We start from the raw sequence: 13,214 nt of genomic DNA on the forward strand, positions 1-13,214 counted from the left end.
GATTTAATAAAGGAATACAAAAATGGGAAACTCCTAAAACCGTTGCTTTAAATCCAACAGATGAGGTCAAAGATTTATTTGAAAACGATGTAATATAATTTTGAAAAATAGATATCTTGAAAGATACTCTTTTTGAAAAATGCATGGTAAAATATTCAAAATCTGTATTTTTAAAAATCGAACATAACAAAAGGATTAGATTTTATGCGACAACTCTATTGACAAACACCGAGGCTTCAAAATCTAATAATTTTTCCACCTTAACTAAATCTCCTATTTTTACATTTTCTATATAATACTTGTTATTATTTTTCTTAATAGTTACTGAGATTTCATCTTGAGATAATCCTAAAATTTCAACAGATCCCCACAAAAAACTATATCCATCAAAAATAACTTTATATTCTTTATCTTTTTGAACCTCTTTTAATTCTTTTAGTACTAAGTATTCATCTGCTCCTCCACCTACATCTGGTGAAAAAAATGTGAATATTCCCTTTTCTTCTGAAATTCGATTATCCTCTTTAGCTTCCTGTAACATATTTTGACTAAGCGATTTATTAAACAAATACATGCATAGATTATCAATATCCTTTATATTAACAACTGCTTCAATATCATTTGAACTAATATTACTGTTTGTAATAAATAAATCTTTATTATTAATACCCTCAATTTTAGTCTTATTTTGATTATAAGCATACACAACCCTATTTTCATAATAATTGCTTATATAAGAACCGTAATCATTTTTACTTAATGCATGTAATCCTGTTCGTCCTGATAAGCATAATATTTTTATAAATTTCTTTAATTCAGCATCCTTTACTTTTTCAAAACTATTACTTGTTTTATCTAAAAGAGATAAATCTTTATATGCTTCTATTTTACTCCTACTTTCTTCATTAAGTTTAAAATAATATTTATCTTCTGATTCTAAAACACAATCGTCACGAATATTTTCTAATAAATTATGATAATTCATGGATTTCAAATAAATAAAATTACCACTAAAGCATCCCTCAATTCTCATATCATCTTTTCCATTAAATAAATTATAGTTTCCATCAATGAAATCTCCTTTTACCCAAAAACCATAATAGTTGCTTCCATCTTTTAAACTGATTTTTCCAAAACCATCTGCAAAGCCATTTTTGAATTGCCCTTCATATACTGATTTATTAGTCATATGTAAAATACCATTTCCATTAGGAATCCCGTTGATAAACTCGCCTTCATAAATTACTTTTCCATCTTTATTCATTAATTTCCCACTATATTGATTTTTTTCTAATGAATCTTCTCCTTCATATATAAATCCATTTTTCAAATCTTGATTTACATACGAAATACCTTCTTTTGTTATATCAGATATATATCCTTCATCTAATTCATTCATAACTTTTTCCTGTTGACAACCTATAGCTAATGCTAATATTAAAATACATATTGAAATACACAATACTTTTTTTAATAAATTTTTTATATTTATATCCATATTAATCTCCCTTTTTATAATCTATTAATCACAGCCCTATATTTTTCCTCATTTCACTTTATATTTTCGCAAATTTCATTGTACAACGATGTTCTTATTTTGTAAACAAGTATTTACATTTCTACCAATTAGATTTAGATTTTATCTATTTCCTACTTGTAAATGGTTGAAAGTGCAGTCCTTTCTTCTATGTTATACGCAATTTAAAAATCATTTTATTCTCTTCTACCATCTCCATGCATCCTTATAGTGTTATTTTTTCTATATCAAATTAATGCGGTAAGATTTTAATTTTAAATAGAATACTTATTATAAAAAACTATATATGAAAATAGTAGTGAATGCTTTTAGATATTTTGACTAATATAACTTAGTTTTTAGCGTTTAATAATTCGTTAAAAAATTTGTGTGTCTGACCGTAGGGAGTTCGTAAATTTTCGAGTTATTAATAAGATAAAAGCTTAGTTGTATTCATATAATTCCTTAAGCATAAAAAAATTCGTCTACTCGCTAATTCAAAAATAATATAGTTTCCTATAACATAAAAAAATGACGCTGATTGAAATGTTAGATACTTTTGATTAATATTTTACTATAAAACTCAGATTGTGCTGTTAAAATATTCGTTAAGAAAGTTCGTTGTCTGACCATAGGGAGTTTAGAACTTTTAGAATATTTTATAAAGCACAATCTGTAGTTTTATTAAAATATTAATTAGGTATCGGTATTTCAATCAGCATCATTTTTCGCTTAACGTCTAGACTCAATCTATACACTTAGAAATATTTCTTCAAAAACATCCCAGTATAAGACTTCTCATTATTTGCAACCTCCTCAGGTGTACCAGTAGCAACTATCATTCCTCCACCCTCTCCACCTTCAGGACCTAAATCTATTATATAATCCGATGTCTTTATAACATCTAAATTATGCTCTATTACAACAACAGAATTTCCTGCATCTACCAATTTCTGAAGAACCTTAATAAGCTTATCTACATCAGCCATATGAAGACCAGTAGTTGGTTCATCTAGTATATATAAGGTCTTTCCAGTAGACCTTTTACTAAGCTCTGTTGCAAGCTTTATTCTTTGTGCCTCTCCACCTGATAATTGAGTTGATGGTTGTCCAAGCTTTATATAAGAAAGTCCTACATCCATAAGAGTTTGAAGCTTTCTTTTTATCTTAGGTATATTCTCAAAAAACTCTAAAGCTTCTTCGATATTCATATCAAGTACTTCTGATATTGTTTTATCTTTATATTTAACATCTAGAGTTTCTCTATTATATCTTTTTCCTTTACATACCTCGCATTGAACATATACATCAGGTAAAAAATGCATCTCTATTTTTATAATTCCATCACCTTTACAAGATTCGCATCTTCCACCTTTTACATTAAAACTAAATCTTCCTTTTTTGTATCCTCTAGCCTTAGCTTCATTTGTCATTGCAAATACATCTCTTATCATATCAAATACCCCAGTATATGTTGCAGGGTTTGATCTTGGAGTTCTTCCTATAGGTGATTGATCTATATCTATTACTTTATCTACATAATCTATACCAAGTATTTCTTTATGCTTTCCAGGCTTTATTCTTAGATTTTGTGTTTTTGCTGCAACTCCCTTATATAATATTTCGTTTATTAAGGAGCTCTTACCAGATCCTGATACCCCTGTTATACAAGTAAATAATCCAACTGGTATTTTTACATCTATATTTTTAAGATTGTTTTCACTAGCTTTTTTGATTTGTATATATCTATCATCTGGTTCTCTAAACTTTTCAGGAATAGGTATCTCTTTTTTACCACTCAAATATTGACCTGTTATAGATTTTTCACATTCTTTTATTTCATCAACAGTTCCTTGTGCAACAATTTCTCCTCCATGCACACCAGCGCCAGGTCCTATATCAACAACATAATCTGATGCAAACATAGTATCCTCGTCGTGTTCAACTACTATAAGTGTATTTCCTATATCAGTTAAATGTCTTAGAGTTTTTATAAGTCTGTCATTATCTCTTTGATGAAGCCCAATACTTGGCTCATCTAGTACATAAAGAACTCCTACTAAAGCAGAACCTATTTGAGTTGCAAGCCTTATTCTTTGAGCCTCTCCTCCTGATAGAGTCCCTGCTTGTCTAGATAAATTTAAATAATTAAGACCTACATTTTGTAAAAATGATGTTCTGTTTTTTATCTCTTTTAATATCTCTGATGCTATTATTTGTTGTTTTGTGGTTAAATCTATATTATTTATAAAATCTAATAATTCATTTATAGACATATCTGTTATATCTGTTATATTCTTATCATTTATAAGAACAGATAAACTTTCCTTTTTTAATCTTCTACCTTTACAGGTTCTACAAGGACTTTCTACCATGAACTGTTCTATCTTATCCCTCATATATTCAGAGGTTGTCTCTTTATATCTTCTTTCTAAATTGTTTATAACTCCTTCAAAAGCCGATTCATAAGTTCTATATCCACCAAATTTTGATTCATATTGGAATTGTATTAAAGTATTATTGTTTCCATATAATAATTCTTCAACAAAATCATCTGGTAAATCCTTAAATGGTGTTTCTAATGATACTTTAAACTTTGATGCAAGACTTTCTACCATTTTATAATAATATGTATCTTCACTACCTGCTCCACCAACTGAGAACCAAGGAGCTATAGCACCTTTTTTTATAGATAAATCCTTATTAGGTATAACCAAATCTCTATCAACCTTTTTAGTATTTCCAAGTCCATTACAGCTTGTACAAGCTCCAAATGGGCTGTTAAAAGAAAACATTCTAGGAGAAAGCTCCTCCATTCCTATCCCATGTTCTGGGCATGTGAACTTAGTAGAAAATAATACTTCCTTATCTCCTATAATATCTATAATAACAAGACCTTCTGAAAGCTTTATAGCCGTTTCTATGGAGTCGCTAAGTCTATTTTTTATATTTTCTTTTATTACTATCCTATCTACTATTACCTCTATGTTATGCTTTTTATTCTTATTTAAATCTATTTCATCTGTAACCTCATAATTTTCTCCATCTATCTTAATTCTTACAAATCCTTCTTTTTTTATTCTATCAATTATTTTTTCATGCTTTCCCTTTTTTCCTCTTACAACTGGAGATAATATTTGTATTTTAGTTCTATCTTCAAGTTCTAATACCTTATCCACTATTTCTTGAACCGTCATCTGACTTATCTTTTGATTACATATAGGACAATGAGGCTCTCCTACTCTAGCAAATAATAATCTTAAATAATCATATATTTCAGTTACCGTTCCAACTGTTGATCTAGGATTTTTTGAAGTAGTCTTTTGGTCTATTGATATAGCAGGGGACAGTCCTTCTATATAATCAACATTAGGCTTTTCCATTTGTCCTAAAAACTGTCTAGCATAAGCTGATAAACTCTCTACATATCTTCTTTGACCCTCTGCATATATAGTATCGAATGCAAGAGACGATTTACCAGAGCCTGAAAGTCCTGTAAACACTATAAACTTATTTCTAGGAATAGTTATATCTATATTTTTTAGGTTATGCTCTTTTGCTCCTTTTATAACAATGTTCTTATTTTCCATATTATTTTTCAATCCTTTCCTCAAGCTCAGCTATCTTATCTCTTAAATTAGCTGCTCTTTCAAATTGAAGATTTTTTGCAGCTTCTATCATTTCATCCTTAAGTCTATTTATAGTTTCCTTTAATTCATCTTTATCTATATTAGAGCTTATTCCATATGCAACTTCTTCATCAGCTACTTGAGTTGCCTCTATTACATCCTTTATATCCTTATTTATACTTTGAGGAATTATATTATTTTCCTCATTGTATATTTGTTGTATCTCTCTTCTTCTGTTGGTTTCATTTATAGCACTTTCCATAGATCTCGTTATTTTATCTGCATACATTATAACTCTACCATTTCTATTTCTTGCAGCTCTTCCTACAGTCTGTATAAGAGAAGTTTCAGATCTTAAAAATCCTTCCTTATCAGCATCAAGTATTGCAACTAATGATACCTCTGGAATATCAAGACCTTCTCTTAAAAGATTGATTCCCACTAATACATCAAACTTACCCATTCTCAAATCTCTTATAATCTCAGTTCTCTCAAGTGTTTCTATATCTGAATGCAGGTATTTAACCTTAATTCCAGCATCTTTTAAGTAATCAGTTAAATCCTCTGACATTCTCTTTGTAAGTGTTGTAACAAGCACTCGCTCTTTTTTTGAAACAATATCATTTATTTCACCTAATAAATTATCTATTTGATTATTTATTTGTCTTACATCTATTTCAGGATCTAAAAGTCCTGTAGGTCTTATAATTTGTTCTGCAAATTGGGTAGAATTTTGCATCTCATAAGGACCAGGTGTTGCAGATACAAATAACATTTGATTTATATTTTCCTCAAATTCATTAAAGTTTAAAGGTCTATTATCATAAGCAGATAAAAGTCTAAATCCATTTTCTATTAATGATTCTTTTCTAGACCTATCTCCCCCATACATACCTCTTACCTGTGGTACTGTGACATGCGACTCATCAACTATTATAAGATAGTCATCAGGAAAAAAGTCCATTAATGTATAAGGTTTCTCTCCCTCTTTTCTTCCTGTTATATGTCTTGAATAATTCTCTATACCTTGACAAAATCCAATTTCCTTTAACATCTCTATATCGTAGTTAGTTCTTTGTTCAATTCTTTGTGCTTCTAATAATTTCTCATTTTCTTTAAAGTATTTTACTCTATCATTTAATTCTTCCTCTATATTTTGTAGTGCAATTTCAAGTCTTTCAGGATTTGTTGCATAATGAGATGCTGGAAATATAGCTATATGATTTCTAGTTCCTATTATTTCTCCAGTTATATAGTTAATCTCTGTTATTCTATCTATTTCATCTCCAAAAAATTCTACTCTAATTCCTGTATCATCAGAGTTAGCAGGCATTATCTCTACAATATCTCCTCTTACTCTAAACGTACCTCTTTCAAAGTTAATGTCATTTCTTTCGTATTGTATACTTACTAATTCCTTTATAACTTCATCTCTATCTATTTGCATCCCAGGTCTTAGAGATATCATAAGCTCCTTATAATCCTTAGGATCTCCAAGTCCATATATGCAAGATACAGATGATATTATTATTACATCTTTTCTTTCAAGTATTGCCGCAGTTGCAGAATGTCGCAGCTTGTCTATCTCATCATTAACAGATGCATCTTTCTCTATATAAGTATCTGTATGAGCAACATAAGCCTCTGGCTGATAGTGATTATAGTAGCTAACAAAATACTCAACTGCATTATTTGGAAAAAAATCCTTGAACTCACTATATAACTGAGCAGCTAAGGTCTTATTGTGAGCTATAATAAGCGTTGGTTTTTGAACCTTCTGTATTACATTAGCCATTGTAAAAGTTTTACCTGATCCTGTAACTCCTAATAAACTCGTAAACTTATTATTGTTGTTTATTGAATCTACAATTTGCTCTATAGCCTGTGGCTGATCCCCTGTAGGCTTAAACTTAGACTCTATCTTAAATTCCAAAAAACCACCTCTTTTCCGAACATTAGTTCTTATGTTATATGTAAATTATACATTTAATTTTTTTTAAATTCAACACTCTATATTAATATACCTATATATTACTAATTTAATCATTATAAAGAGGAACTTAATTTAAGCAACACAAAAAAGCTAATCCTTAAATTTATTTTTAAGAACTAGCTTTTTTATATTGCTATCTTATGTAACCTACTCATATTTTGGTGGACTCACCCTTTCAATTAATATTCTTTAATTATTTCTAATTTTATATATCTTGTTTTAACCATCCTTTCTATAGTTTTTTATAATGAATATGAAAGCTAACGTCTTTGGTGGAATCATCTCCTATTCTTTAGGTATTTGTTAATATTATTATATTATAATTTTCAGAAAATTCAATTAAATATTTTCAGATATACACATAAAAATATTTAAGTTATAATTATTATATACAAATTTCATTTATATTGAAATTATACCAAAATTTTAAATGGAATCAAAAGGAGATAATACTATGAAAAAGCAAAAATCAATTTTCATAATTATGAACATATCAATAATAATTACGTCGTGTATCATATGTTTAATAACTCTTTTAATGAGTTCCATTCTTTCATTTCACAAATGGATGAAAATAATTTAAACAACCCAAAATACCTGTTAGACATTATAGATAAAAATAAACAAAGTCTTAAAATATCTAAAAGTTTCACATTAAAAATGCGTTATTTAAATAAAGATTTTAATTTTAATATAGATAGTTTTTATTCTTATATAATCTCATTGAAAAATCACTTAAAAAATAATGGACATATTTCAAAGAAAGATATTCAAGTTCTAAAAGAAATTATTAAACTTGAAAAAATGTTAGTACCAAATAATTCAAATGTGTCTCTGTATACAAAAAACTCATATTACGACAATTTAATTACAAAAAATGGTTATTACAATAAATTGAGTCCGAATCAATTATACCCCTCATTATCTTTAAAAAATATTTTAAATAAAATAGATAAAATATGCATTGAAGCTGAGAATAGATTAAACTCTAGTACTAAAAAAGAAGAATTCTAATATGAAATATTTGGTATTGTTTAACCAAATTTAATTCTACAACGATTAAAAACTATCAATAATAGGTATAAAACATAATAAAGGAGATAATCACATGAGTAACAACATAAAATTAAATCGATCTGAAAAAAAGTTTCAAATACTTTTTGAAAACTCTCCAATAGGCATGGCAATGGTTATTCATGCAACCGGAAAATTTATTGAAGTCAACCCTTCTCTGTTAAAGTCTACAGGTTATACAAAAGAAGAGTTCTTAAATCTAAGTTATTGGGATATTACACCCATTGAATATGAACAGCAAGAAATTGAACAAATAGAAGAACTAAATTCAACTGGAAAATTTGGTCCTAATTTTAAAGAATATATTAGAAAAGATGGTACAAGATATCCAATCAAAATTAGTGGTTTCAAATTAATAGATATAGATGGTACTGAAGTTGTTTGGGGATTAATTGAAGATATTAGCGAACATGTGAAATTGGAAAATGAGCTTAAACGCTTAGCTGCATATGATCATCTTACAGGACTTATAAATCGTAGAACACTTGAATCAAAGTGGGAAACACTTCTTGCATTAAGTAAAAGAGAAAAACTCAAATTAGCTTTCCTAACTATTGATATTGATAAATTTAAACAAATTAATGACAAATATGGTCATCATTTCGGAGACAAGGTTTTAACTGCTATGGCAAACCGAATGCAAAGCGTCACTAAGCGTCAATCAGACTTAGTTGCAAGAATAGGTGGTGATGAGTTTATTATTATACTATCTGATATTCATATACTTGACACTAATCTACTAGAATACATTACTAAGACTTTAAATCAAGAATTAGTTATTGATAACATATCAATCAATATTTCTGTAAGTATTGGAGTAGCATTGTTTCCAGATGATGCATCTTCTTTTAATGAACTATATAAAATATCTGACCAACGGGCTTACATTATAAAAAACAAAGGTGGAAATGGCTTTAAATATTTATAGAATTCATCCTGTATCTAAGCAGCCTATCCATGTGTTGGTGGACTCATACCTTTATTTCAAAGCTTCATCTTATCCCTTATTGCCTAAAAAAAAAGACTTCCATGGGGGGTAGAAGTCTTTTTTGGGGGAGATTGAGTTAACTTGATTTACAAGCTTAATTATATAATAGACGATATTTATATTTTTTATACCTGTATTTTAAAATTTTTTTATTTAAAGTAAAAAAGTTCTATCAATTAAAGCAACCATTTAATAGGCTATACTCATTTTATATAGTATAATTTGTTGAATGATTTTCCTTCATTTACGGCATTTATTAATGCAATCAAATCGTCAACACTATGTATTTTAAGCCATTCTCTAACCTCGTGTTTACTGATTATGTAGTTATACCTGCGAATATCAATATTAGGATTATAGAATTGACTTGAATTTTTCAATTGAGAAAAATCAGTAATATTCTTACCATTATTCGTTGCTTTTACCCAAGCATCATAATTATATCTTTCACGATAATCATTCTGTGTTGCAATACCCTCATCAAACCAAATCGGAATAAGTTTTTTTGGTAATATTTTTCCTTTATGCAATCTACAATGAAGTTCCGCATGAGTTAATTCATGAGCAACAACATCAATATTTAACCCTTTAGGAGATATTACCACATAACTGTGTGCTCCAAAGAAAACAGCAGTCGCAGTTAATGCTGAATTTCCCGTCCAACCCATTTTTTTAAGTTTCTTCTCATTATCACTAATAATAATTTTGGGCTTACTTTCAGTGTCGCCCCAAAACGTCACTAACCTCTTATTTGCTTCATCTATAATTGGCAATATATTAGAACTATCTCCATTAAAATCTTTGTCCACATATATATTCTCCCTAACTTGTGTATACCATCGAAGTGGAACTGTCATCTTATATCCAAGACTTGTAAATTGAATACAGAATACCCCAATAAAAATTATCATAAGTGCTATAGTTGATACAATTATATGTTTCTTTTTGGTTTTTTTCATGGATACTTCTCCTTACTAATAATTCGTTATATTTCACTGTTACATCATGATGTATTGAGCCTTTTCTACTCACCTCTGGAAGCTTTTTAGAACCACCAGCATAGACAGGTGATTTTCATATATACAAAAAAAGTCACTCCATTTATGGTGATGACTTTATAAATTTTTCATATTTTATATGTTTATAATACCATAAAATGTAAATAAATTCAAGTATTGTACTATTAGAAATAAAATGATATTAATTATTAGAGGTGATAATTTTATGGAACAAAAAAATATGACTGCATTAGTAAGTGCATTTTCAAGAGCATATCATTCGGTACAAAATACAGAAAAAGTATTTGATGATTATTTAGCAAAAGATATTTTAACTCAGAAAGAATACCAACAAATTGCAAACCATATGTTAAAAGGAATTAGTTTCTTCAATCCATCATTTGAGGGTACACAGGAAGAATCATTAAGGTGGATTGTAGATAATCAATTATCTCCATCGCCACTTGGTAGAGCTGCATTTGCAGAAAAAGCACTTGAAAATGCAGTGAGAATTGGTGCAAAGCAATATATGATTTTTGCCGCTGGATATGATACATTTGCATATCGTCAGCCTGACTGGGCATCAAAAATTCAAATATTTGAACTTGATCACCCTGTTACTGGCTCTGATAAGCAAAAGCGTATTCAATCAATACTACCAGAAAAACCTAACAATCTTTATTATGTATCTGTAGATTTTACAAAAAACAGTTGGGAAAACAATTTAATTGACTGCTCAGAATTTGATCAAAACAAAATAAGTTGTTGCAGTTTACTTGGAATAATCTATTATTTGCCTAAACAGATTTTTGCTGAAACAATTAATACTATTTCAAGCATAGTTCCAAAAGGTAGTAGTATTATTTTTGATTATCCAGATGAAGATACATATACTCCAAAAGCCGGCGAGCGAGCAAAAAAACAAGCCACAATGATTGATGCGGTAAATGAAAAAAGGCTTGCGAGCTATTCTTATTTAGAATTGGAGAAGCTATTAGCTGATAGCAATTTCTTGATTTATGAGCATTTGACACCAAAAGAAATAACAGAGCAGTATTTCAAAAAATATAATCAATTAAATCCAGAACATCCTATAACAGCCTTTGATAATGTAAATTATTGTTTAGCTGTAAAGAATTAAAACTGATATTAAAAAATGAGCATAATATTTACTTAATTGAAACAAAATCTTTATCAAGTGAAACTTATCTTCAGATAGAGTTTGTAACTCCATCTGAAGGTTAGTTGAACTTATCCAGAAGCTGTAGAGTTCTCATCTCCAACCTGAAGAGGATGGAGTCTTAGAACTCTTAGCTTTCGGATAAATTATGAAACAATCAGTTAATTATTTTTATCTTTTTTATTTCAATCTTTTAAATAATTATGTAATCTTTTTTCTTACACTATTCTCTCTACTAATACATTTAGATACTAAAAAAAGATGATTATTTAAATATTAGTGAATCTTTTAAATAACCATCTTTCTCTCTTTAGAGCAAACTTACGCATTTAGTATTTTTATTTAAATTTAACAGCTGTTCCAACAACTAAAATTTCAGCTGCCCCATCCATAATATTACTTGTTGAGTATCTAATATTTATTATTCCATCTGCACCAAGATTTTTAGCTTCATCAACCATTCTTTTAACAGCAATTTGACGAGCTTCGTCAAGCATCTCTTTATATGCTGTAAGCTCTCCCCCAACAATCGTCTTTAATCCACTTAAAATATCCTTTCCTATATGCTTAGATCTTATAGTTGAACCTTTAACAACCTCTAAAGTCTCAATTTCTTTTCCAGTTATAAAATCAGTATTTACTAATATCCTCCTTGTCTTCCTCCTTAATTTCTTTAATTCTTTGATTTATCGTAAATATCATAGCACCAACTAAAACTATAACAATTACACCTATGACTATATCAGATATTACACTATTTATCCCAAATGCTATAAGTAAAAAATATAAACAAATAGGTATAATTGCTAAAACACCACATATTATAGGAGCAATAAACTTTTTCATTACTATATTCTCCCTTCATTATATATTCTAATCTAAAAAATTTCTTACAATAAAAACAACTATTGTAAATATCATTGTAAAATAATAAATGTATCCACTTCTAGAGTTTTTAGCTAATACTTCTCTACTCCCATGTAAAGCAAATACTTATAATCTAGCATATCTCATTCCCCCCTATATAAAATTTTCAGCTATATATTCTATAGTTTTAAATGAGGCTATATACGATAATGGAACTAAAATAAATATAATAAATTTATTCACAATTAATTTCATTAAAAACACTCTACCAAAAGGATACATGTTAAATTATACCATAAGATGTTCATTCATTTTTATTTTATCTTTTTTATTCCAATCCTTCCAGTAGTTGCGTAATCTTTTCCTAGATTATTAGCCTCATTAGTATATTCACATACTAAAAAAGATGGTTATTTAAATGTTAGTGAATCTTTTAAATAGATTTAAATAAAGCTTGTATTGTATCGTTTAAATATACGTTAAAAAATTTCTTCTGTCTGAGCCTAGCGAGTTCAAGAAATTTTAGTATATTTAATAAGATACAATACTTAGTTTTATAAATCTATTTAATGCATTCACGGTATTTAAATAACCATCTTTTTTGCTTAACAACAATAAAAAAAGATTACGTGGCTACGTCCTACTCTCCCAGGGGGCTACCCCCCAAGTACCATCGGCACTAAAGAGCTTAACTTCTGTGTTCGGAATGGGAACAGGTGTATCCTCTTTGCTATAACAACCACATAATCTTTTTTATTTTGTATGATTCTTTATGAACCACGTGGCTACGTCTTACTCTCCCAGGAAGCTGCCCTCCAAGTACCATCAGCGCTAAAGAGCTTAACTTCTGTGTTCGGAATGGGAACAGGTGTATCCTCTTTGCTATAATAACCACATATTTGGAGCGGGTGAAGGGAGTCGAACCCTCGCAGCCGGCTTGGAAGGCCGGAACTCTACCACTGAGCTACA

The 13,214-nt window shown here is 28.9% G+C and carries 9 protein-coding genes and 2 rRNA genes; 3 read left to right on the plus strand and 8 right to left on the minus strand.

The annotated features are described in order from the left end of the window. Positions 1 to 202 precede the first annotated feature (202 nt). The 3 genes from N4A48_RS00035 to uvrB form a co-directional block, all read right to left on the minus strand. Positions 203 to 1,498: a hypothetical protein gene (locus tag N4A48_RS00035; protein ID WP_293663630.1), complete on the minus strand. Its 1,296-nt coding sequence runs from the start codon at positions 1,496 to 1,498 to the stop codon at positions 203 to 205. Positions 1,499 to 2,274: 776 nt separating this feature from the next. Then, positions 2,275 to 5,106 carry an excinuclease ABC subunit UvrA gene (uvrA, locus tag N4A48_RS00040; RefSeq protein WP_293663631.1) on the minus strand — a complete coding sequence of 944 codons (2,832 nt, stop codon included), beginning with the start codon at positions 5,104 to 5,106 and terminating at the stop codon, positions 2,275 to 2,277. 1 nt (position 5,107) lies between these two features. Then, positions 5,108 to 7,078, minus strand: coding sequence for an excinuclease ABC subunit UvrB (gene uvrB, locus N4A48_RS00045; RefSeq protein WP_293663632.1), 1,971 nt, complete (start codon positions 7,076 to 7,078; stop codon positions 5,108 to 5,110). Between the two features lie 624 nt (positions 7,079 to 7,702). On the opposite strand from uvrB, the gene N4A48_RS00050 reads away from it, so the two are divergent. Both N4A48_RS00050 and N4A48_RS00055 read left to right on the plus strand, forming a co-directional pair. After that, positions 7,703 to 8,152 (plus strand): hypothetical protein, encoded by a 450-nt coding sequence (locus N4A48_RS00050; RefSeq protein WP_293663633.1) that lies wholly within the window; start codon positions 7,703 to 7,705, stop codon positions 8,150 to 8,152. Positions 8,153 to 8,246: 94 nt separating this feature from the next. Then, the gene (locus N4A48_RS00055; RefSeq protein WP_293663634.1) at positions 8,247 to 9,140 is read left to right on the plus strand and encodes a sensor domain-containing diguanylate cyclase; all 894 of its coding nucleotides are present in this window, start codon (positions 8,247 to 8,249) and stop codon (positions 9,138 to 9,140) included. Between the two features lie 263 nt (positions 9,141 to 9,403). On the opposite strand, the gene N4A48_RS00060 is transcribed toward N4A48_RS00055, so the two are convergent. Beyond that, positions 9,404 to 10,159: a hypothetical protein gene (locus tag N4A48_RS00060; protein ID WP_293663635.1), complete on the minus strand. Its 756-nt coding sequence runs from the start codon at positions 10,157 to 10,159 to the stop codon at positions 9,404 to 9,406. A 265-nt stretch (positions 10,160 to 10,424) separates the two neighbouring features. On the opposite strand from N4A48_RS00060, the gene N4A48_RS00065 reads away from it, so the two are divergent. Beyond that, positions 10,425 to 11,339, plus strand: coding sequence for a class I SAM-dependent methyltransferase (locus N4A48_RS00065; RefSeq protein WP_293663636.1), 915 nt, complete (start codon positions 10,425 to 10,427; stop codon positions 11,337 to 11,339). Between the two features lie 377 nt (positions 11,340 to 11,716). Here the strand turns inward: N4A48_RS00065 and N4A48_RS00070 are convergent, their stop codons facing one another. The 4 genes from N4A48_RS00070 to rrf (N4A48_RS00085) all read right to left on the minus strand — a co-directional run bounded on the left by N4A48_RS00070 (position 11,717) and on the right by rrf (N4A48_RS00085) (position 13,141). Continuing rightward, positions 11,717 to 12,064: a YbjQ family protein gene (locus tag N4A48_RS00070; protein ID WP_330665011.1), complete on the minus strand. Its 348-nt coding sequence runs from the start codon at positions 12,062 to 12,064 to the stop codon at positions 11,717 to 11,719. Then, a complete protein-coding gene (locus N4A48_RS00075; protein ID WP_293663637.1) occupies positions 12,009 to 12,224 on the minus strand; it encodes a hypothetical protein in 216 nt (71 codons plus the stop codon). The genes N4A48_RS00070 and N4A48_RS00075 overlap by 56 nt, the downstream gene beginning before the upstream one ends. 648 nt (positions 12,225 to 12,872) lie before the next feature. Continuing rightward, positions 12,873 to 12,989: ribosomal RNA gene (rrf, locus tag N4A48_RS00080) — 5S ribosomal RNA — on the minus strand. 35 nt (positions 12,990 to 13,024) lie between these two features. Further along, positions 13,025 to 13,141, minus strand: a 5S ribosomal RNA gene (gene rrf / locus N4A48_RS00085). Positions 13,142 to 13,214: the final 73 nt, after the last annotated feature.

The sequence above is a fragment of the Tepidibacter sp. genome (assembly GCF_025210165.1).
Classification (GTDB): domain Bacteria; phylum Bacillota; class Clostridia; order Peptostreptococcales; family Peptostreptococcaceae; genus Tepidibacter_A.